Source organism: Pseudomonas sp. NyZ480 (assembly GCF_029537255.1).
GTDB classification, from domain to species: domain Bacteria; phylum Pseudomonadota; class Gammaproteobacteria; order Pseudomonadales; family Pseudomonadaceae; genus Aquipseudomonas; species Aquipseudomonas taiwanensis.
Genome location: NZ_CP120626.1, coordinates 2,899,471 through 2,923,249 on the forward strand (window position 1 = coordinate 2,899,471; position 23,779 = coordinate 2,923,249).

Sequence of the window (23,779 nt, forward strand, 5' to 3'; positions counted from 1 at the left end):
CATGAACGATGTGCTCTGGCGCCCCTCCACGGCGCAGATCGAGGCCAGCCGGATGGATGCGTTCCGTCGCCGAGTCAACCTGCGCTACAACCTTGAACTCAACGACTACCCGGCGCTGCATCGCTGGAGTATCGAGCACCGCGCCGCCTTCTGGCAGACGCTGGCCGAGTACTTCCATGTGCGTTGGCATACCCCTGCCAGCCAGGTGCTCAGCGAAGGGCCACTGATGCCGGACGCCCGGTGGTTTGCCGGCGGGACCCTGAATTTCGCCGAGCACTTGCTGCACCGGCGCGATGATCGTCCGGCGCTGATCAGTATGCGCGAGGATGGCCTGCGCGTGGTGCTGACCCATGCTCAACTGGCAAGCCATGTCGCCGGCCTGCAAAGGGCCTTCATCGCCGCCGGCATAGGCGTCGGCGATCGGGTAGCAGCGATCATGCCCAACACCTGGGAAACCCTGGTAGCGATGCTTGCCTGCACCAGCCTCGGGGCGGTGTGGTCCAGTTGTTCGCCGGAGTTTGGCTTGCACGGCATTATCGACCGCTTCGGGCAGATCGAGCCGAAGCTGCTGATCGCCTGTGCTGGTTATCACTACGCTGGCAAGACCCTCGACCAGGTGGACAAGATCAACCAGGTCTGCGCCCAGTTGCCAGGCCTCGAACAGTTGCTGATAGTGCCCTACACCCGCACCCAGACCCACGCCGATGCGTTCAGTGCACCGCAGGCAAGCCTGTGGGACGATTTCTACCGGGCCGGCGGTTCACCCAACTTCGTCCCGCTGCCGTTCGATCACCCGCTGTACATCCTCTACTCCAGCGGAACCACTGGAGTACCCAAGTGCATCGTTCATGGCGCCGGTGGCGTGCTGCTGCAGCACCTCAAGGAGCATGGCCTGCACAATGACCTGAAGGCCGACGATGTACTGTTCTACTACACCACCTGCGGCTGGATGATGTGGAACTGGCTGGCCAGCGGCCTGGCGGTCGGGGCCACCTTGGTGTTGTATGACGGCTCTCCCTTCCACCCCGGCCCCGAACGACTGCTCGACCTCATCGACGCCGAGGGCATCCGTGCCTTCGGCACCAGTGCCAAGTACCTGGCCGCGCTGGAGCAGGAAGGCATCGAGCCGTGCAACAGCCATCGACTCGACAAGCTGCGACTGATCATGTCCACCGGCTCACCGTTGTCGCCGCACAGCTATGACTACGTCTACGGCAAGATCAAGGCGGACCTGTGCCTGGCGTCGATGTCGGGTGGCACCGACATCGTCTCGTGCTTCGTGCTCGGCAATCCGACCTTGCCGGTACGCCGCGGCGAAATCCAGTGCAAGGGCCTGGGTATGGCGGTCGAGGTGTGGGACGAACACGGCAGACCGGTAACAGGCGAGAAGGGCGAGCTGGTGTGCATCCATCACTTCCCCTGCATGCCGCTGGGTTTTTGGAACGACCCCGATGGCAGCCGCTATCACGATGCCTACTTCAGCCAGTTTCCGGGTGTCTGGGCGCAGGGCGATTATGCCGAGCAACTGACCAGCGGGGGCTTGGTGATCCACGGTCGTTCCGATGCGGTGCTCAACCCTGGAGGGGTGCGTATCGGCACGGCGGAGATCTACCGCCAGGTGGAAAAGGTCGAACAAGTGCTGGAAAGCGTTGCCATTGGCCAGGAGTGGCACGGCGATGTGCGTGTGGTGCTGTTCGTGCGCCTGCGCGACGGTCTGCTCCTGGATGACGATCTGCGCCAGCGTATCCGCCAGGTGATCCGCCAGTACACCACACCGCGTCATGTACCGGCGGTCATCGCGCAGGTCACCGACATTCCCCGCACCATCAGCGGCAAGCTGGTGGAATTGGCGATTCGCAACGTGGTGCATGGGCGGCCGGTGAAGAACACCGATGCCTTGGCCAACCCAGAGGCACTGGACCAGTTTCGCGACCGCACGGAGTTGCGCGATCAGGCATAATGTCGCCCTTTTTTGCCCCGAAGCACAGGTGTCCCATGAAAGCCCAAGCCCGCCATATCCTGGTCAAGACCGCTGAGGAAGCCGAGAAGCTCAAGCAGCGCATCGCCAACGGCGAGGCTTTTGACGTATTAGCCAAGAAGTTTTCCACTTGCCCATCGGGCAAGCGCGGTGGCGATCTTGGCGAAGTACGCCCCGGGCAACTGGTAGGGGCAATCGACCAGGTGATCTTCAAGAAGGCGTTACGTGTGGTGCATGGGCCGATCAAGAGCAAGTTCGGCTATCACCTGGTGCAGACCTTCTACCGCGACTGATCGAGCAGTCACCGCGCAAGCCACGGCGTCAACCTGGGCTTGAGCCAATCCTAGCGACGTGCCGCCAGCAGTCCGAGGCCAGCGCAGCCAAGCAAGGAGGCGCTGACCCGGTTGAACAACCGACGCGGCGCAGGCTGGCTGAACCAGCGTTGCAGGTATGCACCAAGCCCGGCGTAGAGGGCGATGGCGGCCCATTCCAGCAGCAGGAACAGCACGCCCAACCACAGGAACTGCTCACTCACAGGCGTGGCGCTGCCCACGGACACGAACTGTGGCAGGAAAGCGGTGAAGATCAAGATGGCCTTGGGGTTGCCTAACGATTGCCAATATAAATAATACTTTCAAGTGTCCGCGCACTATTGACGAGCCCTCTTAACTTCGTTTTGATTGCATTGAGCCATCAACCAAGGAAGCGGACCGATGAACCAGCAGGTAGGGTTAGACCCCGATGAGGAGCAGGACCTAAAGGACATAGCAATCAAAGCTAAAAATGAGGCGGAGAAGAATCGAATCATCGCTGCAATAGCGGGCAACAGCCCAACACGTGTCATTGATCGAGTAGCTTGGATTTTAAACCACTACCCCAAAGCACGCGATTCTGATATCTATTGCCAGTTGCAATATTGGAAAACCTTCCAGGCTGACTTATACAGCGGTGGAAATATTTTAATTGAAAACTACCCGAAACTTGAGCGTCTCCACTCAATCGCCCGCTCCCGCGCGTTCATCCAGAATACACACGGGCTGTTCATAGCATCTCCGGAAGTTCGGCGCACCAGAGGCAAACTGGAAGAAGAGGAGAAGCAAAAAATCCTTGACGCCAGACCTGCGCATCCCGTTTATTGCATTTACGCTGACGAAAGCGGAAAAACGAGTAAATATTTACTTGTTGGAAGCCTTTGGGTTTTGCGTAGTTACGACACGATGAAAATCACACGCGCCATCAAACAGAAAAAACAAGACCTAGGCTTCAAAGGAGAAATGCACTTTAAGGAGATCAACAACAACAATCTAGATAATTACTTAGAGCTCCTCGGGGCCATTGTAAAAAACTCTGAAGCGGTCTCATTCAAAGGCCTGGCAGTTGAGCGAAAAGGCCTCAAGAGTGTCGATGACACCTTAGTCAAAATGTTTTACCACATGACCATTCAAGGTATTATCGATGAAAACAAGTCAGGCCGAGCTGTTTTACCTCGAAACCTGCAATTCAGAAAAGACTCAGAAGAAGCGTCAAAAGATAAAATTTCAATGTTTGAGATAGAGCTCCAACTAAAAAGTGCTGCCAAAAGCCTTTTCAACGACAATGTTTATATTGACCTTGTTGAGTCCGAAGACTCATCAATATCACCACTAATGCAAGTAGCAGACCTTTTTGTCAGTTCCATATCTAGAATAATGAACAAGGAAGAAGGCAAGGAAGGCCCAAAAGACATATTTGCCAAAACATTCCTAGAGGCATTCGGCGTAGGCACCTCTTCCGAATTACTCGAATTTTCAGGTGATTGCGTACGCTTCTCATAATTCTTAAGCTGGAAGTCTTAAGCAGGACCCCATATTTAAATTAGGAGCTTTACCAAATTGGTAGCAGACATGGATTTTCAGAAAATATCCTGGTTAGCAATTGGGATTATCGTAACTTTATTTTATAAACACTTCTTTCCAGGGTATTTAAAAAAAAAGGGTGAAAATTTAGCAACCAAAGAAGATATCTCCGATATCACCAATAAAATTGAGAGTGTTAAGCACGAATACGCTTCGCAGTTAGAAAATGCCAAGGCTGATCTTTCCGCTCTTGTCACTCGTCACGGATTCCGCTACGAGAAGGAATTCGAAATCCTTGGCCGCCTCACCGAGCTTCTAGTAGAGCTTAGAGATGCCTGTAACAATTTGAGGCCAGCAGTCGATTTCAAAGATCCAGCACTTACCGAACGTGAAATCAAGCAAACACGGTTGTCCCGCCTATATGACGCAGGTAGGCAATTGTATAGAGAGTGCGAAACCAAACGCCCTTTCTTTCCTAGTGACATTTTCAACTCCATTAGCGCGATTATAAAAGCAGCCCATCTAGAGTCTACTGAGTATCTCATCAAGGACCCTTTTAAAGGGGATGATTTTTTGAGTTACTGGGAAAGTGCTGAGAAAAACCAAAAAGAAGTTACTCAAGCAGTTGAAAACGCAATGGAGTTAATCCGACAGCGCGTAACTAAATGGGACTCCATTTAGACTATATGAGCGCCCTATTCACAAATACTGCCCATGACAACCTAACGTTGCGCGTGTATTTCGTGCCCCGAGGCCGAGCTCGCCTTTCTAGCTCACATACCAATTGTGCTGGGGTATTAACCAGAAAAAGCGCCCAAGCCCCATACACAAAGGGCTTGGGCGCTTTTTTGTATCTGCTCGCCTTACGCCCAAAGGGCATAGATGGGCATAGATGGGCATAGATGGGCATAGATGGGCATAGATGGGCATAGAATGGTGCTCGATTTTCCCAGTGAATGCCAATATATATTTTTAGCCCATCTAGCTTTCGCCGCCATGCAACCCCGTTGAGAACCTTGCATAGCTTGGTATAGCGAGCCTGCCAACAGACGAAGCCGCTTGACCTCTTCAACATGTCCAGTCTCTGCTCCAGGGTGTAGTAGTTTGCACTTGGCTAAACCGCGTCGGCTACGCACGGTTCACCTGTTCCTCCGTTTTGACTCGTCGTATAAGCTCAAAGGCCTCAGTAGCGCGCTTTTGGTTTGCCAATGAGTCCTCCCAATCCTCTAGGAAACGGCCTCTTACTGTCTTGCCCCTCTCCCCTTCCTTCTCACGGCTTTCGAGCGGAACTTGTTATGATGGCGTAAAGATAGCGTATTATTCCGACATAGACGCGCACCAAAATAGTGTTTTATCAGCTTACTCAACAGGTGCAGCTACGTCTACCATGCAAAAATCCAAACTAGGTTATACAACCATGCCTAACAGCCACATTAAAGATTTTGCTTTAGAATATTGCTTCTCCTCCACACCACCACAATATGCAATGCTCCTTAAGGGAGCTTGGGGGAGCGGAAAAAGCTGGCTCATACATGATTTAATTAAATCCATTCGCGCTAAAAATGGGCGCGAACTATACGTCAGCTTATATGGGCTTAATTCGTTTTCCGCCATCGAAGATGAATTCTATAGAAAGCTACACCCAATTCTTTCTAGCAAAGGAATGGAAATAGCAGGGAAAATTCTAACAGGAACACTTAAAGCCACTTTAAAAGTTGACCTAAATGCGGATGGAAATTCTGACGAGTCAGTAAGCATAGCTATCCCCAATCTAAATCTTCCAAAGTATCTGAAAGACACTGCTGGTCTAGTGCTCATATTCGACGACATCGAGCGCTGCTCCATAAACCTGCCAGACCTCCTTGGGTACATCAATCACTTCGTTGAACATCAAGACTATAAAGTAATTTTAGTCGCCAACGAGGAAGAGCTCGACAACGACAAGAAATATAAGTCAATAAAAGAAAAACTAATTGGAAAAATATTTGAAGTAACACCTCAAGTCGATGAAGCCCTTGATAGCTTCATTGAAGACTCTCAAATACAACGATTTTATGAAGCCCATCGCAACCTAATTAAGAATACGCACACTCAATCCAACTACAATAATCTTCGTCATTTACGCCAAGCGCTTTTAGATTTTGCTCGAATTGAGCGGAAGCTGCCCGAACAGGTCACTGAATGCCATGCCTTAATGGAGCACTTTCTTCATCTATTTCTGATTTTCACATTTGAGATTCGGCATGGTCAAATGACCGCCAGCGACATAAACAACGCGCACAGCACTTTGATATCATATCAAGTAAGGCAGCATCTAAACAAAGATGGCGAAGAGCAGAAGCCAGTCGTTGCACAGTTAAAAGAAAAATACAAATCGCTCGACCTGTATAATACGCTCATCGAGGCGGAAGAATGGGTAAACCTGCTAGACAAAGGAATCATTAATCAGGACAAAATAACCGCACAACTAAAAAACTCAAAGTATCTAATTTCGAAAGAGACTCCCACATGGGTAAGACTATGGCATTATCGCGACCATACTGATAGCGAATTTAATGAGTTAGCGATCCAGGTATGGCGACAACTGGAAAATTTAGAAATAACTCCACTCCCCGAAATAAAACATGTAATCAGCATGATGCTTTATTTCAGCCAAGAGGAATTAACCACCCTCAATTCCGAGCCAATAATCTCAGCTGGAAAAAAATGCATTAGTTATCTGCGCAACAAAGGAGAATTCAATCGGAAACCTGAATACCGATACAGAGATGACGAGTCAGCCATGGGCTTGCAATTCCTAAGTCATGACATGGACACATTTAAAGAGTTTTGCGCATACATTCGCGAAGAGCAAGAACAAGCATTCAATGCAACCCTACCTCTATTAGGTAAGGAGCTTTTGACAGCCATGACGAGCTCACCGAAAGAGTTTTCCGCACAGCTATATAGCCCCGGACCTTATTGTGATATCCCTGTGCTCGAGCACATCCCAGCTTCTGACTTCGTTCAAAAACTATTAGAACTTAAATCAAACGAATTTCATGAGGCATGCTATTTTTTTGAAGAGCGTTACATTTCCGGCTCATTCAACGTTCTTACCGGAGAACTAAAATGGGCACTTGACGTTAAGTCTCTAATAGATAGAGAAATCGAACTTCGCTCGGGCACTCTATCAGGACATTGCCTGAAATACGTCGTTAACCGCCAAGTTACCACAGCAATCAACCTTCTTACCCGACAGCCAGCTTGATTACGTGGAATTAATAATCTTCATGCTCTGTCAAAAATTAGATACCAGCAACCTACTCGTTACAATTGTGCTGGAGTATTAACCAGAAAAAAGCGCCTAAGCCCCATGTACAAGCGGCTTGGGCGCTTTTTTGTATCTGCTCGCCGGACACCCAAAGGGCATAGAGGGGCGCTCGGTTTGCCCCATTTTTGCCCCACGGTATCGTTAGTGCCGCTTGGTACAACGAATCCGCGATCAGACGCAGCCGCTCAATCTCAACTGCTGGCCGGCCTCAGGCTGGTGATACGCGCGCGTGGCCTCTATGGCTTCTCGTATCAACTGCTCGCCGGCCGCGACTACACCTTCCAGTATCTTTTTCACTCGTCGCTCCAGCTGAGTTCATGCTGCTTGTTACTACCGGAGCCTGCCGACATAGCGATTTTGCATGCTGACATTCAACTCTTATACTGTATGAGTATACACGTACGGTAATCCAACCCATGTCTGCAGACGTAATCGACCCGCAACCCATTCGATCAGTCTTGGATGACGAACAGCTCGAGGCCATGGAGTGGCTGATGGAACAATTGCCGCTCGGCTTCCTGCCTGGGCACTGCGCTGAAGCACGCACCATGCTTGGCTGGAGCGTAGAAGCCTTGGCATTCCGATCCGGCGTGTCCCCTCGATCCATACGGAGCATCGAGAACGGGGCCGAGCTGCGTCGCGTCACGATGCAAGCGCTCGCATTCGCCATGGAAGCGGAGGGCCTGGTGTTCTTCCCCGGCCATCCTCCCCTGCGCGCCGGCAATTGCCGAGGGGCTACACCCGACCCTAGGACACGGGACGACTATCACCTGCTCGAGTGACGGCCGCGCTCAGCGCACCCGCCATAGCTGATCGATCCGTGTCGTGTATGAGCGGCTCATCATCTCGCGGCGCATACCCCAGTCGGGGGTGCGGGGGACGCTGGCGGTGCGCATTGTGCCGCGCCCGTACTTCCCATTGATCTCGTCCAGCACCGACATCAGCCGGTCACAGGCCACCGGCTGTGTCATAGCGAATAGATCATCGGTGAACTCCCCCGGTTGCCGCAGATCCATCAGTAACACCTCGGCCTTGCTGTAACGGAACCCCGGCCGGTAGACCTGCTCCACAGCCTCGGTGGCCGCCCTGGTGAGCAGCAGCGTATCGTTGGTGGGGTAAGGCAACTCCACCAGGGCGCCCTTGGCGTACTTGGCTTCGTCCGGGTTGAACATGCCAGTACGGATGCTCACCCGCATGCGCTTGCACACCGAGCCCTGCGCCCGGAGCTTCTCCGCCGCTCGCCCGGTGTAGGTGGCCACCGCCTGTTTGATCGGCGGCAACTCGGTCAGCCGCTTACCAAACATCCGGCTGCAGCAGATCTCCTGTTTGGGCGGAGCAGCCTCCTCTAGCTCGAGACAAGGCGTTCCCGCGAGCTCCCTGGCTGTCTTCTCCACGACCACGCTGAACTTCTGGCGCAACGTCCAGGGGTCCGCCTTGGCCAGATCCATTGCTGCAGACTTCAGCCAGCGCATGAAAGCACTGGCCAATCGCATCGAGGAAGTTGCGCTCACGGTTGAAACCGAACGCGAAGGGAATGCGGAACAGATCGTGAAGATCAAACAACTCCAACAGACACTCAAAAGCTTGCTGGGGGACATACAATGAAAACCGCAGTACCCAACCCAGTACTTGCAGGAGCAAAGCTCTCCGCAACAGTGAGCACCGGTTTCACTGCTCATAGCGAATCAGGAGCAAAGGCTCGTATGGCGATCATTGATGACCAGGGCAACATCCTTGCGGCCGGTGAAGATGTTGCCTGGGCGGCTTGGCGGGTATGCGTAGAAGTGCAAGAGAACTTCTGGGAGGGACAAGGGCACCTGGTGGTGCACACCAGCCCACCAGGTCACCACCTCGACAGCAAAAAAACTGCCTAACCGTTACAACGGGCGGTCGACAGCGGCCGCCCAATTACCCGTCTTTCTCTCTACCCGCAACCAACGCCGTTGCCCCGCCCTTGAGATTAAAAGCACGTCGATGTACTTCGCGCTTCGCCCCTGCGGTACAACCCCACGCATGTAAATGACGATCCGCTCGAATGTATCGAGCATGAGCTGTCGCACCTTATCTCGAGGCTCGACCTGCTGGGCCTCCACCCCCGATGCCAGGTCCGCCCAGAGTTTCGCATCGGCCGGTTTCTGCCTCGCCGACACGCCGGCGAGCTCTCGCTCAATGCGGCGCTCTTCTGTTCGTGCGGCATCGAGCTGCTGTTCCAGATCACGGGCCTTTCTCAGGAACGTGATAGGGAGGACACCATCACCCTCACCTAATGCCAAGGCTTCTGTGATCCGAACGAGCTGTTGCTCAAGATCCGCGACCTTTTTCCGCGACTCGGTCAGGCTCAGGTGAAGATCGCCTCGAGGTCCCGCTGGCTCCTGCAGGCGGAACAGATTCATCTGGTCCGAGCAAAATGACATGACGGCGCGCTCCACTGGCGCAACACTGCAACTCCCCCCAACGGAACACCCTCCTTTGTCCATGTAGGATACGCACATGATGCGCCGATGGCCGTCCGACAATGTTCCATCCAATCGCACCTTTTGCATTACATTCTGTGCCGTCATCGCGGTACCACAGTACCCGCAATAGGTGATACCGATTCCAGTGACCACCCCAGGGATAGCGCCTTTTCCACGCCTTCGGCTTCGGTCGCCCCGCAATAACTGCAACTCATCAAACTGCTGATCACTGATTAAGCGCGGATAATAGCCTTCAAGTAAATATTCGCTACCATCAACAGATATCTGCTTAGCACCTTTGAGGCTCACTAGCTTAATTAAACGGTAGATCTGCTGGGGAGAGCTTCCAATATGAGACGTATCAAACCCATTCGCCTGCATCAAACTATAGGTCCGATCAGCACCATATCCCTCACGATACTTATCCAGTGCGAACTGCACCACTTGCACACGTTCAGGTATTAGCTCCCATTGACCATCAACAAGACGCAGCCAACCAGGATCAGCGCCGTTGCGTATCAGACCACGGTATGTCCCGTTAACCCAGCCTTCGCACTGACGCTTGATTGATGCCTTGACCCGTTTGCTTTTGGTGTCGCTTTCTTCATGCGCTCGAATCATCACCAGGAGGCTGTAGACCAGATCCATTGGCTGCGCTTTGAGCTTTTCCCGGTTGTACTCACGACCATCACTGGCTGTAACAACCGTGATCCCGGCATTGATGATCTGAGCCAGCTGGGCTTGCGCCTGGATGGGTTCGGCTCTGCTCAGACGATCCAGACCTTCAACAACCAGGACCGACCCGGCAGGAATCCGGCCATCATCCACAGCCCGTAGAAAGACCCCTAAAGCCCCCTGCTTTACGTGCCGCTGATGAAAGGCCGAAAGGCCTTCATCACGTAGAGAAAGGGAGTCGTCTAGCGAAAGCCCACGCTCCGCAGCCCAGGACTTTGCATATTGCGCCTGCCTGTCAGCGCTATGGCCAGCCGCCTGACGTGGATCTGAGAAGCGCAGATAGCTGTAGACCATCCCGACTGACGCTGACATTTTCACCCCGGCAAACGCTATGACGAGTCATAGTATATATCAGCAATCAGACGGTAGTCTCAGCACTACCCATTCTAGGCACCATCAATTTTACGTACTGCATTGCAACCCTAAGCGCCTTGAGGAATGATGGGCAATCGGTCATGAGATGATGAAGACGAACTGATGAATACCTCGACACTTCTGCTGTTTATACCGGCTTGTTTTGCCCTCAACATGGCACCCGGCCCAAGCAATCTGCTTTCTATCAGCAATGCTACACGTTATGGCTTCGCAGCATCCTGCTTTGCCGGTGTCGGCCGACTAATTGCGTTTGCCGCAATGATCGCACTGTCAGCAGTTGGCCTTGCAGCCATACTCGAAACCTCGGCCCTAGTCTTTCATGCAATAAAGATTTTAGGCGGAGCGTACTTACTGTTCATTGCATACAAACTGTGGACAGCCAGCACTACTAATGAAGAATCCATAGCAACAGCATCAAAGAGCCAAATAGAACTTATCAAACAGGAATTTTTTATTGCGGCTGGAAATCCGAAAGCGATTCTAATATTTACTGCTTTTTTGCCCCAGTTTATAGATCCAACCCAGGATGTCGCATCCCAGTTTACGGTACTGGGAGCGTTATTCCTTTTGCTGGAGGTAATTGCTCTGGCTGGTTATGCACTGATCGGACTGCATCTCCGCCGCTGGTTCAATCAGCCAAAGGGCAAGCGACTGTTCAATCGGACCTGCGCCGTCTTGCTCTCGGGTGCCGCCACGCTTCTGCTGAACGCCCGCCGCACCTGACATAATTCTAAAACCGTGAGCAATTATTAGATTAATGAATACAGTTCATCCAATCATATTTTTCACAATCGAGTACGGCACTACGTTCTCTTCATTAACGGCATACAGCGGCCCTAGCAACCGATTGTCATTTGTGAGCACCGTATACTCTGAGACGAGCCTTATCAACGAGTTATCAGTCAGCCCATAAACCAAGTAGGCATCACTCTCTGAATCATCTTTGATATTGGTATCTACCTGCTTGAACTCTGCAAAAAGCAGCCGAGAAATATTAAAGGCAATATCTCTCGCGTAGCCTTTCAAATCAATTAGATTTGACACCTCCGCAGCAATGTATGGCGTTATGTATACAGAACCAAACTGCCGCATGTACTCAGCAATCACCACAACATCATTACTTGTATACTCATTCAACCTTTTAGAGTTTACTATATGACGCCCTTCTTCTACAGAGCCAATAACCAAAAGAAGCAATAGATTAGTATCAATTATTAGCCCTTTACTGCTCAAACTACTGCTCCTTATATTTTCGGAACCCTCTGAATTCGCCCGTATGAGCGTCCACAAGAAAAACCTTGTACTCTCTTCTACGACCCATCAGGCTCGCCAATCGAGAAATGTTGTCTGGAGCGATCCCAAATCTTAGCGGATTGTCCCGATCAAGGTCATAACTGAAAGTTACTTCGTACATTTTTCCATCCTGTGAAATCAAAGCCTCTTCCAGCGTGAGATTTTCCGCGCTTGGGACAAGAGTTTTCACATTTTCACGAGCGACGGAAACGGCGCTATTAAAATCTACTTTTGCCACTTATAACACTCCTCTGTGAGTCCATCATTATAGAACGTTTGGACGCAAAGAAGAATATATATTGCTAATCATTAGGATTGCCCGCTGCCACCCAGAACTCCTGACGAGCCAGTCGCCAGGTGCCGCGCGGATGGTCGGCTGCCAGCACGGCATCACCCACTGGAGCACGCCACAACTGCCAGGCGATATAGAACAGATACGCTGCGCCCACCACCTTGATCGTCAGGAACAGGTATTCGCTGGTGTGCAGCACCACGGCCAGGCCCATGGCCGCCAGCGCGATCATGCCACTGAAGGCGACGATTCGCCCGCCGCCTGCGACACAGGCCGTACGCAGGCCATAGCGGCTGGCATTGTGCAGCGAAAGCAGGTTGTTTGGCCCCGGTGCCATGTTCAGGGCAAAGCAGGCGGGTATGAATAACAGCAGGCTCGACAGGTCCATTCGCGTTCTCCCAGACGTCAAGTGCTTATTTCGACGTTCGCCCGCACCAGGGTCAAGGTACAGCCATGGGAAAAAACTGTACGGTCGCCCCCTTGGCCTTGGCGCTGGTAAGCTGCCTGAGTGATCAAGGAGCCTGCCATGCCCTCTTCCTCGTCCCCCGCGCTGTGGCGCGATGCGGCGCTGCCCTTCGTCGAAAGCCGCCGCGCCTGCGATAGCCGGGCCTGCTACAAGGCCCATAGCCACCCAACCTTCTCCATAGGTGCGGTGGATGCCGGCAGCAGCTATTTCACCGGCGCCGGTGCCGGGCAAACGCACCTCACCCCTGGCACCCTGGTGCTGGTTCCGGCGCAGCGTGTGCATGCCTGCAACCCCGAAACCGGTCAGGCCTGGAGCTACCAGATGCTGCACGTGGACGCGCACTGGCTGGCGCAGTTGCGTCTGGAGTCCGGTCTTGCCGCAGCCGAGACCGGGGCCCCCGCACGCATCAGTCGATCCCCTGCGCTGTACCGTGAGTTCTGCGATCTGAACGCCCTGCTGTTCTCCACGGCAGCCGCGTCGGAGAAGGAAGCTGCACTGGTAGCCTTCCTCGGCGACCATGACTTTTCCGTGCATCCGCCACTGTATCCTGCACCTGCGCCGTCGCTGGATGCGCCCACCCTGAGAACACTGATCGAACGCATGGAAGCCGACGACCCGGCTGAACTGAGCCTGGCTGCGATGGCCAGCCAGGCAGGCCTGGGCCGCTATCAGCTGATCCGTGCCTTTCGCGCGGCCACCGGGATGACGCCCCATGCCTACCTGCTGAACGCTCGCGTCAATCGGGGGCGGCGTTGGCTCCTTCAAGGGCATGACCTGGCCGAAATCGCCTATCGCTTGGGCTTCGCCGACCAGAGCCATTTCCAGCGAGTGTTCAAGGCCCATGTGGGTGTGACACCAGGGCAGTACCGGGCCACGCAATAATCTTCAATACGCGCCATCGGGCCGACGCCAGACTGGGGTTTTGATAACCCGAGTGACCTGCCTCATGGAGCAGTTTCTGATTGTCGCCTTCGCCCACTTCCTTGCCCTGCTCTCGCCCGGCCCGGACTTTTTCCTGGTCGCCCGAAGTTCGGTATCCGCTGGCTGGCGAGTTGCCAGCGGCGCATGCCTGGGTATCGCCTTGGCCAATGGTCTTTTCATCGTCAGCGCCTTTGCCGGCCTTTCCATCCTGCGCGACGGCAGCGCCTTGTTCATCGCCTTGCAAGTGGCTGGCGCGGGTTACCTGCTGTACATCGGTACGTTGTTCGTTCGCCACGCCGGGAAAACCGAATTGGCAATGGCAGGCGAAGTGCAAGCGGCCGGTGGCTGGAGCCGCTGCTTGGGCATGGGCTTTTTATCCGGAATCCTCAACCCCAAGAACGCCTTGTTCTATGCAAGCCTGGCCAGCATGGTCGCCAGCAGCAGCGGTGCCTGGAAGACCGTCTACGCTGGCTGGATGTTCAGCATCGTGCTGGTCTGGGACCTGCTGGTCGCTGTGACCATCGGCAATCGCAGGGTGCTGAAACGCTTCGCGTACGCCTTGCCGTGGCTGGAAAGGCTCAGTGGCGCATTGCTAATCATGTTGGCCATGGCGCTAATCGGTCACCTGGTAGCGGGTTGACCAAGGTCAGTGTGCGCAGGTCCATCAGGCTGAAATGACCAAGGCTCCAGCCGCCGGTATCCAAGTGCCAGACATTGCCCAGCAGCGTGGCCTCGACCAGCGGCGTATGCCCCACCAGCAGTGCCCGCAGACCTTCCACCGCGCGGCTGTCGCGCTCGTGCAGGCGCCTGCGCGACCACTGGCAGAATTCGCAGACTTTGGGTTCGAGCACGCCTTCGAGTTGGTCACGCAGCACGCTCCAGTCGGCGAACGGGCTGTCAGCGTGCAACAACCCGACAAGGCCTTCGGAGGTCTGTACTTCCATGGCGATTGGCAAACGCTCGAACGCATCGACGAAACGCTGCTGATCCGTCCTGGGCAGATCCAGAAACCAACCTCCGCCGGCAGAGCGATACATCTGCGGATCCAGCTGACCGCCGTTGAGGTGGTTCACCGCCAGCGACTCGTGGTTACCCTGCACAGCATGAAACCAAGGCCGGGCAAGCCAATCCAGCACCGCTTCGCTTTCCGGGCCCCGATCCACCAGGTCACCGACACTGAACAGGCGATCTACCTCGGGGTCGAAACCCACGGCATTCAACAACTGCTCAAGGCGGCTGAAATGCCCGTGGATATCACCCACCGCCAAGTCACGCCCCTTGCCATTGGCGGTTACCCGCCGAAACCGGCTCATTGCACTATTCCTCTACGGCAGCTCCCATGGCAGGCGTAAAATGGTTTGACACGCAGTCCGCTCCGGAGGTGCCTCGTGCGTAACGTCCTTGCCTGTGCCGTGCTCATGGTGCTTTCACTCAATAGCATGGCACAAGGCACACAAACCCTGCAGGTTCAGGTGCATTTCGATCACCCTGAGCACTTCCGCGATGCCAGGCTGGATCGCGCAGGTTACGCACGTGGCGCTGACGACTACGTCCTGAAGACCCTCACGTACCATCTGCAAAAGCTTGGCCAGCGCTACCTGCAACCCGGCCAGCAACTGGTCATCGATATCCATGACATCGACCTGGCTGGGGGCTTCGAACCCTGGCACGTCAATGCCTACGATGTACGCTTCATGCGCGAGACCACCTGGCCGACCATCGACCTGAGCTACACCTTCAGCCAGCCGGGCAAACCCGACCAGCATGCCCAGGAACGGGTCAGCGACAAGATGTACCTCAGCCGCCCCGGACGGGTAGCCAGTAGCAGCGAGCGCCTGTATGCGGAAAAAGCCATGCTCGCCGACTGGTTCCGCCAGCGTTTCGCCGCCCAGCCAGCGTCATGATGGTCTCTTCACTGGCGAGGCGTAGCGTGCCGGTAGTATCCTCGGGGTTTGGATCCGTACCAAGGAAGGGCTAGCCATGAAACTCTGTGCCATACAACTGGCGTCGCACAAGGGCGACCTGGATAGCAACCTCGACCGCCACTGCTACTGCATCGAGCAGGCCGCCGCCCTGGGCGCCAGGCTGGTGGTGTTTCCCGAACTGTCCCTGACCGGTTACGAGCCGACCCTGGCCCGCCAATTGGCCCTGCCCCTCTCATCTGCCCGACTGGACCCGCTGCAAGCACTCTGCGACCACCATGACATAACGGTTGCAGTGGGCCTGCCACTACCGACCCCCAATGGCATACAGATCGGCATGCCCATCCTGCGCCCGGGCCAACCCAGGCTGAGCTATGCCAAGCAGCGCTTGCACGACGATGAGCTGCCGTTCTTCACGCCTGCCGGGCAGAGCCTCGTATTCGAGGTGGACAAACACACCATCGCGCCAGCCATCTGTTACGAATCCATGTTCATGGCACATGCCGAGAAGGTCCGCGCCCAAGGGGCTGGTCTGTATTTGGTCAGCGTCGCTAAAACCGTCAAGGGTATCCGCGAAGGTTACGAGCACTACCCGGAGGTGGCCCGGCGTTTGAACATACCCGTATTGATGGCCAACTGTATCGGGCCGGCAGACACCTTCATCGGGGCCGGCGGGTCCGCGGCCTGGGACCCTCGAGGGCAGTTGCTGGCGGCATTGGATGAGCGGACCCAAGGCCTGGTGATGCTCGATCTGGCGACAGGCAGTGCCACTGCCCTGGTGTTACCGGAACTGCCTGCATGAGGTATCTGCTGCTTGCCTTGGCATGTTACGGGGCCACCTACTACCTGGTCGGTTTGACGATTCAAGGCCAACTGGCAAACATCGCCGACGGGCTTAGCCATCGACCGGATGCGCCAACGCCCGCTCAATATCTGCGCGAAGTACGCCACCAGGCGCGCCGCGCCCATCGTCACTACACGTTGTTGGCTGGCTCGGTATTGGCACTTGGGTGTTGCCTGGTGGTCAGTTGGGCAAGCTGAACGCCTACCATTCCAGCGCCAGGCTCTGCCGTCCTTCCAGTGCCAGCAAGTATTGCTTGGCCTGCAAACCACCCGCGAAGCCGGTCAAGTTGCCGGAAGCGCCGATCACCCGGTGGCAGGGCGCGATGATCGAAATCGGATTGCGCCCGTTGGCCGCGCCGACGGCCCGAACTGCGCTGGGGTTGCCGATCTGCCGGGCAATCTCGCTGTAGCTGCGGGTTTCACCGAAAGGAATGGTCAGCAGCGCCGCCCACACCTGGCGCTGAAACTCGGTGCCGACAAAATCGAGCGCCAATTCGAAGCGCTGCCGGGTACCGGCAAAGTATTCACCCAGCTGACGAGCGGTTTCGCGCAACAGCGGATGGTCGTCGTCGCGCTGCAGTTCGCCAAGGCAAACGCGGTTTTCACGTTCATGCTCCCACAGGACGGCTGCCAAACGCTGGTTGCGGGCCACCAGGGTCAGCGTGCCGACAGGGGATGCCATCAGGGTGAATGAACTGGACATGGAAGACTCTGCTCAGCAAGACGTTCGCCGCACTCTAACCCTGCCTGCGGCGCCCTGCACCCGCTTTCTTGCTCAAGCAACGCCAGCCGCGGGTGTACCGACGGTAAGCGAACTGTCATTTATTCATGAGCTTCCTTGATGCTTATCCGCAGCAGGACTAATACTTAGATCTCTGCCTGGGGAGGCACAAAAAATGCAACCAAGATTCGTTATCGTTCCGGCGGTACCCATCGAAAAGGAGTCATTTCGTATCGGTGCGCGCTACTATGCGGCGACCACGGGTGGTGGCTTCGACATCTACGATAACCAAGCCAAGGAGCGGCTCAAACCTAGCTATCCGGACAGGACGGCCGCAGAGGCGCAATGCGTTCGCATGAATGCCGCGGGTGATGCGCCCCCCAAGTCGTGAGCCAATCGCCACCTTGAGAGCGGCGACGCTATACAGACAGTTCCGGCAGGAGGGTTGGTTGATGTGCGGGCGCCTCTCTCAATACCGTGGCATTCACGAGTTCGTCGACACCCTTGGCATGCCCGGAGCCTGGCGTAACGTCATCGACGGGCCCGTCACGCCTGGCTACAACGTGGCCCCGTCGACCCCGGTGGTGGTCTTGCGCGTAGACGGTGCCGGCCTCAGGGCCGACCGAGTGAGATGGGGCTGGCGGCCACACTGGGCCGAAGACCGCGCACCACCGATCAACGCGCGCGTCGAGAAAGTCGCCCATGGCGCCTTTTTTCGCGCGATCTGGCCCCACCGGGCAATTACCCCAGTCGACAACTGGTACGAATGGGTCGATGAAGGCGGCCCGAAAAAGCAGCCTTACCTGATCAGGCGTCGCGACGGCCGCCCTGCCCTCTGTGCCTCGATAGGACAGTTCACCGGCCACGACAATGACGGCTTCGTGATCATCACCGCTGACGCCCAGGGCGGCATGGTCGACGTACACGACCGACGCCCCGTCGTGTTGTCGCCCGCGCTTGCCAGGGCCTGGCTGGCCCCGTCGACAGCACTGGCACAGGCTGAGCAGATGGCGTTGCACCTGGGCGAACCCGCCGAATCCTTCGAGTGGTACCGTGTGAGCGTGGCTGTGGGCAATGCGCGTAACCAGGGGCCGGAGTTGATCCAGGCCGTATGATCACTACAGGCAGTCGCGCGCCGCTTGGCGCAACTTGTCACCCGCGAAGAAACCACCTTTGTAGAACGTGGCGAGGCCGCCGTCGTGGTGCTTGACGACTTCCAGCACCTCATCGGATGCCAAGGCACTGGGCACCGTCAGACGGTAGCCGTTGTTGATCGATTTCTGAACCGTGAGCGGGGCTATGGCTTTCCATTTAGGCAGCACGCACGCGGCGTAATCCTCGGGTGATTTTTTCGTGGTTTTACTGCCAGTGGGGGCCGCTGGCGATGCACAGGCAGTCAGGAAAGCGGCCAGCGCAAGCGGAAACAAAATGCGAAAGGTATGCATGGACAAAGTGACCAAATCAAAGTGATGGCAGTTTACTGAGCTACTGTAAGGAACTCCAATCCACCAAAGTCGCCCCCAACCCTCTTGTACGCACTTCATCGCACATCCGGGCAAGCCGCGACACGCCACTGAAGGCTGACCGGGTCTGCGACGTATTACCAATAGGCCAATGCCGGCGACTGTCTACAATGGGCCTCGCTGACGGATCAGCACCCATCGGAAAGCCCGCCTCGGCGGGCTTTCCCCTGCCACCCTGCGACCTCATGCCATTCGCCGCCCTGCGGTAGGCCCTAGCAGCACCTGCCATGCCGGGTATCCACTGGTCAGATCCGCACCGCAGCGAGACAAAACGGGCGCTTACTGAGGGTCATGCCTTCTGGCTCGGCATAGCAGATGTCCATCGAGGTGAGCCGCCATGAAACGCATCCACAAGATCATCCAGTTACACCGCCGTCAGCTGCACTTCCATCTACCACCCAGCGGGCTGGACAGTGAACTGCCTGCCCTACCCCCACACCCGGTTGTCACTCTCCAGTTGGCCCAGGTTCGGGAGGTCGCCATACCCAGTAACGGGGATCAAGCGCTGGCCTGCAAGAACACGAATATCGCCACGACATCCACGGTCAACACCGCCGTTACGATGAAACTCAAGAAGTAGAGGTCATTCTGGAACATGGCTGCACACCCCATTTTTGTCAGTGTTACTGGGAGTGCAGCAAAACCTGTTCCACCCTAGCGGTACGCATGAACTTCAACGTGTGACTTGCCAGGGCCCGGTCAAACTTCGATCAGGACCGCTGAGCCCGACCGTAGGGGCCCATGCCATAAATAGGCTAAGCTGCAATCTCCGGCGCCTCGATGGCACTGGGCGTTTCGACACGCAGCTATCCATCGTCGCTCTGGCGATTCACACCAACGAGCCGGAATCTGGCTCAAAGAGGGTGTACCAATGGCGACAATCGAGACAAAGGCGTTCGCTCGCGGGCTGCAACGGGTGGAGAACAGCTGGCAGGCCTATGTCCTGTCACAAAAGTCCGCCGCGGGTCTGGTGGGAAAGGAGCTCGAATTAGCCTTGGCGATCAGTGCTCGACACTTCACGAAATTTCAGAATCAGAGCCAACAGTTCTATGCAGAGGTTCGAAAGCGTGTGGGAGACGCCGAAAAACTGGAAAGGGACATGGCGTTGTATCCCCATTACTACCTGCCTAAACCCCAATAGCCGCCACGCTTCGGTCTGCGCCGGCTGGAGTAATGGGCGAGATCCTGCGGCGCGGATCCCTCCTTCACCTGAACACTCACCCTAAGAGCATGCTGATGCATGCCCTGGGTGATACAGCTGCATGGGTTCTTGGATCAGCACGCAACCTCAAGGTCTGGCCGTGTGGCTTTTGCTCCATTGCGTTTTCAGCGGCAAGCGGTTGAAACCGCTAACCCCTGGGTCGACGTTCTGAATAGAACCGCCATTGGAGAGAAATCGCTCGACTTGCTCCGAGATCCGTAAATGCGCTTCTCGGTTTTGGGCGGGCTGGGGCGGGAACATGATGACAACCTCACTGTTGTGCCACTGTAATCCAGTACTCGGCATCCACTATACGCCAAACCCTACAAAAAATACGCAATTCGCCGCAATATTATGCAAAATAGCCACAACATAGAGACAATCAACCAATCACGCAGCGCTTGCAGCGGGAGCACGTCATGACCCTTCGAAGCCTGGCCAGGAATCTTCCGTCAGATCCAGAAAGAGAGGGATGGGTGCTTGGCTGGGGCGTCCTGCGCGCCCTGCACCCCTGGCATTTTGTCGACGTCTATGCCGACCGGAACACCGCCTGGGCGGAAGCGCAGCGCCGCGGATCAGATTATGTCGTTGAGTTCGGCTCGCATCGCCTTGGATCGGATGAATTCATCTGCGGGATAACACCGCCTGAAGGCTAAGGCTTGGCCGGCAAACCCAGAGGGACGCCTGCCGGGCACGTTGGTAGGGACTGGCGGCACATCGATGCAGCCGCCGCGCCCTGACACGCCCTCCAAGACCATCGACCCTTGGTCGACTTTTTGTACCATCCAGTACATTCCTTGATTACACTCCGCGCGTTTCACCCCTGTCCTACAAACTGACGATCTGATACTTGGAGTGTATTAAGTCGATGCAAACGGATTCGATTCGCCTGATGAGCGATCTGGAGCAACAAATGCTGCTGGAAGAGCTCAGCAGCAACGCAACGCAGGTCGAAGAGCAACTGAAATTCGTGGTTTGTGGACAATCCACTTTAAGTGAGCTGGAGAGTCTGCTCGGCCCCTTCGAACAATGTGAAGTGCTGGGCGACATGAAATTACTCCGCTGGAGGTTTGTCTACACCGAGGGGGGCCTGGCCCTGAGTGATCCTCAAGTCCTCACGGTGGCAATCGACCAGAAAGACTGCATAACCGATTTCGCCTTGGTCTAGCGCTGCGAAAGCGCTCGCCAGATTCGGTCCGCTCCATTGATCTGCCATGAACCAGGCGCCCCGTATCATTGTCAGGAGACGTATCAATGAGCGTAAACATCAACAGTCTCACGATCACCACGCCGGTTCCCACTTCAGCCACCAACCCGGTTGCGCTGGAGCTCAGTGGAGCCGAGGCGATCGCACAACTGCCCAGCGTCGTCAAGGTCTTGGCCGATGGCTCTGTACAGTTCTCGGCACCGACCAAAGGTGCATCCAGCAAGAGCACTCACCGCACGCGGTGCGAATGGAAGGAGCCGGTCTATTGGTCGCTCGCAAGCGATGCCGAGCACATCAACGTGCAGGAGATGACGCTGACCAAGGTCAACTCCGCCCAGAAGGTTGTCATTGCGCAGCTCCATGTGAAGGACGACGATAGCCCGCCAGTGAAGGTGTTCTGGAGCAAGGCAAACATCACCCTGGGATTTCGCAAGACATTCAATCAGGCGGCCCCAGTGAACATGACCTTACTCAAAAACGTGCCCCTCGGGACGACGTTCAGGGTGATCATACGCGTCCTGGCTTCGGGTGCCCTGAACGTTACCGCGCAAAGCAATGGCCGCGCGGGATCGTCCGGCAGGCTGGAGATGGACAGTTCCTGGCGCTCATCGCTGTTGAACTTCCACGGCGGTGTGTACAACCAGGTCGACTATACCGACGCCACTGCAGCTGATGACGGCTCGATCTGTATTCTGAGCGAACTCTCGCTGACTCACGTCTGACCTTCGGGCGCCGGCCAGGTGGCACTGTCCGTTCAGTTGTCGGTGCCGGCTTCACCGCTTGCCCGTCGCCCCCATAGTCATGGCGGCCCTAGTGGGTGCGTAGCACTTGCTCACCAGCATTCCCAGGCAAGCGGATGGCGTCGGCCAGGGCGACACCGGCGATCAATGCCACACCGATTAGCGCCCAGTGAAAATCACTCACCGTCAGCTCACCCTCACCTCCTCGCAGCATCAGCGAAAGGCGCAACAGCAGCGCGACAACCGCCACACCAAGCGCCATCGCCAGCTGGAAGAACATACTGAACAGTGTCGATGCCTCGCCCATCTGCTGCTTGGGCACCTCGGAAAATCCGAGCGCGTTGTAGGTGGTGAACTGCATCGAACGCGACAGTCCGCCTATGAATAGCACCAGCGCCATCCAGTACCACGCCATCCCCTGTTGCAGGCCCAGACAAGCCAGGATGCAACCGACGCCGATCAAGCCGTTCACCAACAGTACGCGTCGAAAGCCATGACGCCGCAACAACCCCGTCGTAAACGGCTTCATCGCCAGGTTACCGGCGAAGATCGCCAGCACCAGCAACCCAGTATCCAACGGTGACATGCCCAAACCGATCTGCAACAGCAACGGGACCAGGAACGGCAAGGCGCTGATCGAAAGGCGGAACAGCGTGCCACCGACGACGCTGGCCCTTAAGGTGGCGATACCCAGGGTCGTCAACGGCAGCAGCGGCGCCGGATGGCGCTGGCAATGACGGACCGACATCCAGGTCAGGAGGCCACCCACCGCCAGCAGGGCTAAGCCTCTATCGAGGCTGCCACCGGAAAGCGAACCCAACATCTCCAGCCCAAGCAGCCACGCGGCGCAGGCCAAGGCAAGAAGAACGAAGCCGAGCACATCGAAGCTGCGGACTTCGCTCGAACGAGTATTGGGCACCAGCCACCACGCCGCCGCGATAGCCAGCAGGCCCAACGGGATGTTCAGGTAGAAGATCCACGGCCAGGACAGGTGGGTCACGATCAGCCCACCAACGGGGGGGCCGAGGACCGGTGCCACCAACCCAGGCCAAGTGATTACCGCGAGCATCTTCACCAGGTCCTGCTTTTCGGTGGTGCGCAACACCACCAACCGACCGACCGGGACCATCAGGGCGCCACCGATACCCTGGAGCACCCGTGCGGCGACAAAGGTTTCCAAATTGTAAGCCAGGCCGCAGAGCCAGGACGCCAGGGTAAACAGAGCAATGGCACCGGCGAATACCTGGCGGGCACCGAAGCGGTCAGCCACCCAGCCGCTGAGCGGAATGAACACTGCCACCGCCAGCAGGTAGGCGCTGATGCCGATGTTCAGACTCACCGGACTCGCGCCAAAATCATGGGCCATCTGCGGTAGCGCCGTGGCGATGACGGTCGCATCGAGGTTTTCCATGAAAAAGGTGATGGCGACCAGCAAGGCAATGCAAGTGGTCTGCCGGGCGCTGAGGGTTACGGCCGCTTCGGTCAAGGCTACACGTCCTTCTGAAAGTGAAGAATCGGTCAGACCATCTTCATCGCCGCACGCAGGGCGAGCAGATAAGTCTCGACACCGAACCCGCAGATCTGTCCGCGCACGACTTCGGCGAACACCGAATGGTGACGAAACGGCTCTCTGGCATGGATGTTCGACATATGCACTTCGACCACCGGCGCCTCGAGGATGGCCAACGCATCGCGGATACCATAGCTGTAGTGCGTCCACGCCCCGGCATTGATCAGCACAGCATCGACCCGATCTTCAAACGCTTGATGGATTCGCTCGCACATGGCGCCTTCGAAGTTGGTCTGGAAGCTCTCGACCCGCACCCCCAGTTCCTCGCCCAGCGCCTGCAAGGACTGGTCGATATCGGCCAGCGTGGCCGTACCATACTGGCGCGGGTCGCGTTTGCCGAACATGTTGTGGTTGATACCGTGCAACATCAGCACATTGGCAACCATGG

At 56.1% G+C, this 23,779-nt stretch carries 28 protein-coding genes and 3 pseudogenes; 20 read left to right on the forward strand and 11 right to left on the reverse strand.

Annotated elements, in window-relative coordinates:
- Window position 1: 1 nt before the first annotated feature.
- Together P3R38_RS13185 and P3R38_RS13190 are read left to right on the forward strand one after the other, a co-directional pair.
- Window positions 2-1,960, forward strand: coding sequence for an acetoacetate--CoA ligase (locus P3R38_RS13185; RefSeq protein ID WP_277686221.1), 1,959 nt, complete (start codon window positions 2-4; stop codon window positions 1,958-1,960).
- 35 nt (window positions 1,961-1,995) lie between these two features.
- On the forward strand, window positions 1,996-2,271 hold the full coding sequence (locus P3R38_RS13190) for a peptidylprolyl isomerase (RefSeq protein ID WP_023380749.1): 276 nt from the start codon (window positions 1,996-1,998) through the stop codon (window positions 2,269-2,271).
- Window positions 2,272-2,321: 50 nt separating this feature from the next.
- On the opposite strand, the pseudogene P3R38_RS13195 reads toward P3R38_RS13190, so the two are convergent.
- Window positions 2,322-2,600, reverse strand: a pseudogene (locus P3R38_RS13195) (LysE family transporter); the annotation flags it as partial.
- A 91-nt stretch (window positions 2,601-2,691) separates the two neighbouring features.
- Here P3R38_RS13195 and P3R38_RS13200 point away from each other — a divergent pair.
- The 4 genes from P3R38_RS13200 to P3R38_RS13215 all read left to right on the forward strand — a co-directional run bounded on the left by P3R38_RS13200 (window position 2,692) and on the right by P3R38_RS13215 (window position 7,908).
- A complete protein-coding gene (locus P3R38_RS13200) occupies window positions 2,692-3,792 on the forward strand; it encodes a DUF3800 domain-containing protein (RefSeq protein WP_277686222.1) in 1,101 nt (366 codons plus the stop codon).
- A 69-nt stretch (window positions 3,793-3,861) separates the two neighbouring features.
- Window positions 3,862-4,494 carry a hypothetical protein gene (locus tag P3R38_RS13205; RefSeq protein WP_277686223.1) on the forward strand — a complete coding sequence of 211 codons (633 nt, stop codon included), beginning with the start codon at window positions 3,862-3,864 and terminating at the stop codon, window positions 4,492-4,494.
- 736 nt (window positions 4,495-5,230) lie between these two features.
- The gene (locus P3R38_RS13210) at window positions 5,231-7,063 is read left to right on the forward strand and encodes a P-loop NTPase fold protein (protein WP_277686224.1); all 1,833 of its coding nucleotides are present in this window, start codon (window positions 5,231-5,233) and stop codon (window positions 7,061-7,063) included.
- 545 nt (window positions 7,064-7,608) lie between these two features.
- Complete coding sequence (locus P3R38_RS13215) at window positions 7,609-7,908, forward strand: helix-turn-helix transcriptional regulator (protein WP_277687214.1); 300 nt, start codon at window positions 7,609-7,611, stop codon at window positions 7,906-7,908.
- Window positions 7,909-7,917: 9 nt separating this feature from the next.
- Here the strand turns inward: P3R38_RS13215 and P3R38_RS13220 are convergent.
- A pseudogene (locus P3R38_RS13220) lies at window positions 7,918-8,577 on the reverse strand (DUF4113 domain-containing protein); the annotation flags it as partial.
- On the opposite strand from P3R38_RS13220, the gene P3R38_RS13225 reads away from it, so the two are divergent.
- Window positions 8,561-8,731: a hypothetical protein gene (locus P3R38_RS13225; protein ID WP_277687236.1), complete on the forward strand. Its 171-nt coding sequence runs from the start codon at window positions 8,561-8,563 to the stop codon at window positions 8,729-8,731. The pseudogene P3R38_RS13220 and the gene P3R38_RS13225 overlap by 17 nt on opposite strands.
- Window positions 8,728-9,000 carry a hypothetical protein gene (locus tag P3R38_RS13230; RefSeq protein ID WP_277686225.1) on the forward strand — a complete coding sequence of 91 codons (273 nt, stop codon included), beginning with the start codon at window positions 8,728-8,730 and terminating at the stop codon, window positions 8,998-9,000. Before P3R38_RS13225 ends, P3R38_RS13230 begins: the two co-directional genes overlap by 4 nt.
- Window positions 9,001-9,003: 3 nt before the next feature.
- Here the strand turns inward: P3R38_RS13230 and P3R38_RS13235 are convergent, their stop codons facing one another.
- Window positions 9,004-10,611, reverse strand: coding sequence for a recombinase family protein (locus P3R38_RS13235; protein WP_277686226.1), 1,608 nt, complete (start codon window positions 10,609-10,611; stop codon window positions 9,004-9,006).
- 183 nt (window positions 10,612-10,794) lie between these two features.
- On the opposite strand from P3R38_RS13235, the gene P3R38_RS13240 reads away from it, so the two are divergent.
- Window positions 10,795-11,415, forward strand: a complete 621-nt coding sequence (locus P3R38_RS13240) for a LysE family translocator (protein ID WP_277686227.1) — start codon at window positions 10,795-10,797, stop codon at window positions 11,413-11,415.
- A 45-nt stretch (window positions 11,416-11,460) separates the two neighbouring features.
- On the opposite strand, the gene P3R38_RS13245 is transcribed toward P3R38_RS13240, so the two are convergent.
- The 3 genes and pseudogenes from P3R38_RS13245 to P3R38_RS13255 form a co-directional block, all read right to left on the reverse strand.
- Window positions 11,461-11,925 (reverse strand): hypothetical protein, encoded by a 465-nt coding sequence (locus P3R38_RS13245; RefSeq protein WP_277686228.1) that lies wholly within the window; start codon window positions 11,923-11,925, stop codon window positions 11,461-11,463.
- Window position 11,926: 1 nt separating this feature from the next.
- Window positions 11,927-12,223: a hypothetical protein gene (locus P3R38_RS13250; RefSeq protein WP_277686229.1), complete on the reverse strand. Its 297-nt coding sequence runs from the start codon at window positions 12,221-12,223 to the stop codon at window positions 11,927-11,929.
- 73 nt (window positions 12,224-12,296) lie between these two features.
- Window positions 12,297-12,665, reverse strand: a pseudogene (locus P3R38_RS13255) (LysE family translocator); the annotation flags it as partial.
- A 138-nt stretch (window positions 12,666-12,803) separates the two neighbouring features.
- Between P3R38_RS13255 and P3R38_RS13260 the strand changes: the two are divergent.
- Both P3R38_RS13260 and P3R38_RS13265 read left to right on the forward strand, forming a co-directional pair.
- Window positions 12,804-13,625 (forward strand): AraC family transcriptional regulator, encoded by an 822-nt coding sequence (locus P3R38_RS13260; RefSeq protein ID WP_277686230.1) that lies wholly within the window; start codon window positions 12,804-12,806, stop codon window positions 13,623-13,625.
- Between the two features lie 64 nt (window positions 13,626-13,689).
- Complete coding sequence (locus tag P3R38_RS13265) at window positions 13,690-14,304, forward strand: LysE family translocator (protein WP_186598533.1); 615 nt, start codon at window positions 13,690-13,692, stop codon at window positions 14,302-14,304.
- Here P3R38_RS13265 and P3R38_RS13270 read toward each other — a convergent pair.
- A complete protein-coding gene (locus tag P3R38_RS13270; protein ID WP_277686231.1) occupies window positions 14,261-14,977 on the reverse strand; it encodes a metallophosphoesterase in 717 nt (238 codons plus the stop codon). The two genes, P3R38_RS13265 and P3R38_RS13270, sit on opposite strands and share 44 nt — an antisense overlap.
- Before the next feature lie 75 nt (window positions 14,978-15,052).
- Here P3R38_RS13270 and P3R38_RS13275 point away from each other — a divergent pair, with 75 nt between their 5' ends.
- The 3 genes from P3R38_RS13275 (at window position 15,053) to P3R38_RS13285 (ending at window position 16,627) form a co-directional block, all read left to right on the forward strand.
- A complete protein-coding gene (locus tag P3R38_RS13275) occupies window positions 15,053-15,568 on the forward strand; it encodes a DUF3016 domain-containing protein (RefSeq protein WP_277686232.1) in 516 nt (171 codons plus the stop codon).
- Window positions 15,569-15,644: 76 nt separating this feature from the next.
- A complete protein-coding gene (locus P3R38_RS13280) occupies window positions 15,645-16,388 on the forward strand; it encodes a carbon-nitrogen hydrolase family protein (protein WP_277686233.1) in 744 nt (247 codons plus the stop codon).
- A complete protein-coding gene (locus tag P3R38_RS13285) occupies window positions 16,385-16,627 on the forward strand; it encodes a hypothetical protein (RefSeq protein WP_104881710.1) in 243 nt (80 codons plus the stop codon). The genes P3R38_RS13280 and P3R38_RS13285 overlap by 4 nt, the downstream gene beginning before the upstream one ends.
- Before the next feature lie 4 nt (window positions 16,628-16,631).
- On the opposite strand, the gene P3R38_RS13290 is transcribed toward P3R38_RS13285, so the two are convergent.
- On the reverse strand, window positions 16,632-17,132 hold the full coding sequence (locus P3R38_RS13290) for a methylated-DNA--[protein]-cysteine S-methyltransferase (RefSeq protein ID WP_023380762.1): 501 nt from the start codon (window positions 17,130-17,132) through the stop codon (window positions 16,632-16,634).
- Window positions 17,133-17,325: 193 nt separating this feature from the next.
- On the opposite strand from P3R38_RS13290, the gene P3R38_RS13295 reads away from it, so the two are divergent.
- Both P3R38_RS13295 and P3R38_RS13300 read left to right on the forward strand, forming a co-directional pair.
- Window positions 17,326-17,541, forward strand: coding sequence for a hypothetical protein (locus P3R38_RS13295; RefSeq protein ID WP_023380763.1), 216 nt, complete (start codon window positions 17,326-17,328; stop codon window positions 17,539-17,541).
- Between the two features lie 61 nt (window positions 17,542-17,602).
- Window positions 17,603-18,265, forward strand: coding sequence for an SOS response-associated peptidase family protein (locus P3R38_RS13300; protein WP_023380764.1), 663 nt, complete (start codon window positions 17,603-17,605; stop codon window positions 18,263-18,265).
- A 3-nt stretch (window positions 18,266-18,268) separates the two neighbouring features.
- On the opposite strand, the gene P3R38_RS13305 is transcribed toward P3R38_RS13300, so the two are convergent.
- Window positions 18,269-18,595, reverse strand: a complete 327-nt coding sequence (locus tag P3R38_RS13305; RefSeq protein WP_023380765.1) for a hypothetical protein — start codon at window positions 18,593-18,595, stop codon at window positions 18,269-18,271.
- Window positions 18,596-19,544: 949 nt separating this feature from the next.
- Between P3R38_RS13305 and P3R38_RS13310 the strand changes: the two genes are divergently transcribed.
- From P3R38_RS13310 to P3R38_RS13325, 4 genes are all read left to right on the forward strand, one after another.
- Window positions 19,545-19,814 carry a hypothetical protein gene (locus tag P3R38_RS13310; protein WP_023380767.1) on the forward strand — a complete coding sequence of 90 codons (270 nt, stop codon included), beginning with the start codon at window positions 19,545-19,547 and terminating at the stop codon, window positions 19,812-19,814.
- Window positions 19,815-20,293: 479 nt separating this feature from the next.
- The gene (locus P3R38_RS13315) at window positions 20,294-20,530 is read left to right on the forward strand and encodes a hypothetical protein (protein ID WP_081669686.1); all 237 of its coding nucleotides are present in this window, start codon (window positions 20,294-20,296) and stop codon (window positions 20,528-20,530) included.
- Window positions 20,531-20,766: 236 nt separating this feature from the next.
- Window positions 20,767-21,042 carry a hypothetical protein gene (locus P3R38_RS13320; protein WP_148299919.1) on the forward strand — a complete coding sequence of 92 codons (276 nt, stop codon included), beginning with the start codon at window positions 20,767-20,769 and terminating at the stop codon, window positions 21,040-21,042.
- An 86-nt stretch (window positions 21,043-21,128) separates the two neighbouring features.
- Window positions 21,129-21,803, forward strand: a complete 675-nt coding sequence (locus P3R38_RS13325; RefSeq protein WP_104881708.1) for a polysaccharide lyase family 7 protein — start codon at window positions 21,129-21,131, stop codon at window positions 21,801-21,803.
- Window positions 21,804-21,891: 88 nt separating this feature from the next.
- On the opposite strand, the gene P3R38_RS13330 is transcribed toward P3R38_RS13325, so the two are convergent.
- Together P3R38_RS13330 and aroQ are read right to left on the reverse strand one after the other, a co-directional pair.
- Entirely contained in the window at window positions 21,892-23,232 is a 1,341-nt protein-coding gene (locus tag P3R38_RS13330) for an MFS transporter (protein ID WP_277687215.1), read from the reverse strand.
- A gap of 107 nt (window positions 23,233-23,339) precedes the next feature.
- Window positions 23,340-23,777, reverse strand: coding sequence for a type II 3-dehydroquinate dehydratase (aroQ, locus tag P3R38_RS13335; RefSeq protein ID WP_277686234.1), 438 nt, complete (start codon window positions 23,775-23,777; stop codon window positions 23,340-23,342).
- Window positions 23,778-23,779 lie beyond the last annotated feature (2 nt).

Bases quoted from the DNA above. Each gene is read 5' to 3' on its own strand.
- P3R38_RS13185 (WP_277686221.1), top strand. From the start codon at position 2: ATGAACGATGTGCTCTGGCGCCCCTCCACGGCGCAGATCGAGGCCAGC.
- P3R38_RS13190 (WP_023380749.1), top strand. From the start codon at position 1,996: ATGAAAGCCCAAGCCCGCCATATCCTGGTCAAGACCGCTGAGGAAGCC.
- P3R38_RS13200 (WP_277686222.1), top strand. From the start codon at position 2,692: ATGAACCAGCAGGTAGGGTTAGACCCCGATGAGGAGCAGGACCTAAAG.
- P3R38_RS13205 (WP_277686223.1), top strand. From the start codon at position 3,862: ATGGATTTTCAGAAAATATCCTGGTTAGCAATTGGGATTATCGTAACT.
- P3R38_RS13210 (WP_277686224.1), top strand. From the start codon at position 5,231: ATGCCTAACAGCCACATTAAAGATTTTGCTTTAGAATATTGCTTCTCC.
- P3R38_RS13215 (WP_277687214.1), top strand. From the start codon at position 7,609: ATGGAGTGGCTGATGGAACAATTGCCGCTCGGCTTCCTGCCTGGGCAC.
- P3R38_RS13230 (WP_277686225.1), top strand. From the start codon at position 8,728: ATGAAAACCGCAGTACCCAACCCAGTACTTGCAGGAGCAAAGCTCTCC.
- P3R38_RS13235 (WP_277686226.1), bottom strand. From the start codon at position 10,611: ATGGTCTACAGCTATCTGCGCTTCTCAGATCCACGTCAGGCGGCTGGC.
- P3R38_RS13240 (WP_277686227.1), top strand. From the start codon at position 10,795: ATGAATACCTCGACACTTCTGCTGTTTATACCGGCTTGTTTTGCCCTC.
- P3R38_RS13260 (WP_277686230.1), top strand. From the start codon at position 12,804: ATGCCCTCTTCCTCGTCCCCCGCGCTGTGGCGCGATGCGGCGCTGCCC.
- P3R38_RS13265 (WP_186598533.1), top strand. From the start codon at position 13,690: ATGGAGCAGTTTCTGATTGTCGCCTTCGCCCACTTCCTTGCCCTGCTC.
- P3R38_RS13270 (WP_277686231.1), bottom strand. From the start codon at position 14,977: ATGAGCCGGTTTCGGCGGGTAACCGCCAATGGCAAGGGGCGTGACTTG.
- P3R38_RS13280 (WP_277686233.1), top strand. From the start codon at position 15,645: ATGAAACTCTGTGCCATACAACTGGCGTCGCACAAGGGCGACCTGGAT.
- P3R38_RS13285 (WP_104881710.1), top strand. From the start codon at position 16,385: ATGAGGTATCTGCTGCTTGCCTTGGCATGTTACGGGGCCACCTACTAC.
- P3R38_RS13290 (WP_023380762.1), bottom strand. From the start codon at position 17,132: ATGTCCAGTTCATTCACCCTGATGGCATCCCCTGTCGGCACGCTGACC.
- P3R38_RS13295 (WP_023380763.1), top strand. From the start codon at position 17,326: ATGCAACCAAGATTCGTTATCGTTCCGGCGGTACCCATCGAAAAGGAG.
- P3R38_RS13300 (WP_023380764.1), top strand. From the start codon at position 17,603: ATGTGCGGGCGCCTCTCTCAATACCGTGGCATTCACGAGTTCGTCGAC.
- P3R38_RS13305 (WP_023380765.1), bottom strand. From the start codon at position 18,595: ATGCATACCTTTCGCATTTTGTTTCCGCTTGCGCTGGCCGCTTTCCTG.
- P3R38_RS13310 (WP_023380767.1), top strand. From the start codon at position 19,545: ATGGCGACAATCGAGACAAAGGCGTTCGCTCGCGGGCTGCAACGGGTG.
- P3R38_RS13315 (WP_081669686.1), top strand. From the start codon at position 20,294: ATGACCCTTCGAAGCCTGGCCAGGAATCTTCCGTCAGATCCAGAAAGA.
- P3R38_RS13320 (WP_148299919.1), top strand. From the start codon at position 20,767: ATGAGCGATCTGGAGCAACAAATGCTGCTGGAAGAGCTCAGCAGCAAC.
- P3R38_RS13325 (WP_104881708.1), top strand. From the start codon at position 21,129: ATGAGCGTAAACATCAACAGTCTCACGATCACCACGCCGGTTCCCACT.
- P3R38_RS13330 (WP_277687215.1), bottom strand. From the start codon at position 23,232: ATGGAAAACCTCGATGCGACCGTCATCGCCACGGCGCTACCGCAGATG.
- aroQ (WP_277686234.1), bottom strand. From the start codon at position 23,777: ATGGTTGCCAATGTGCTGATGTTGCACGGTATCAACCACAACATGTTC.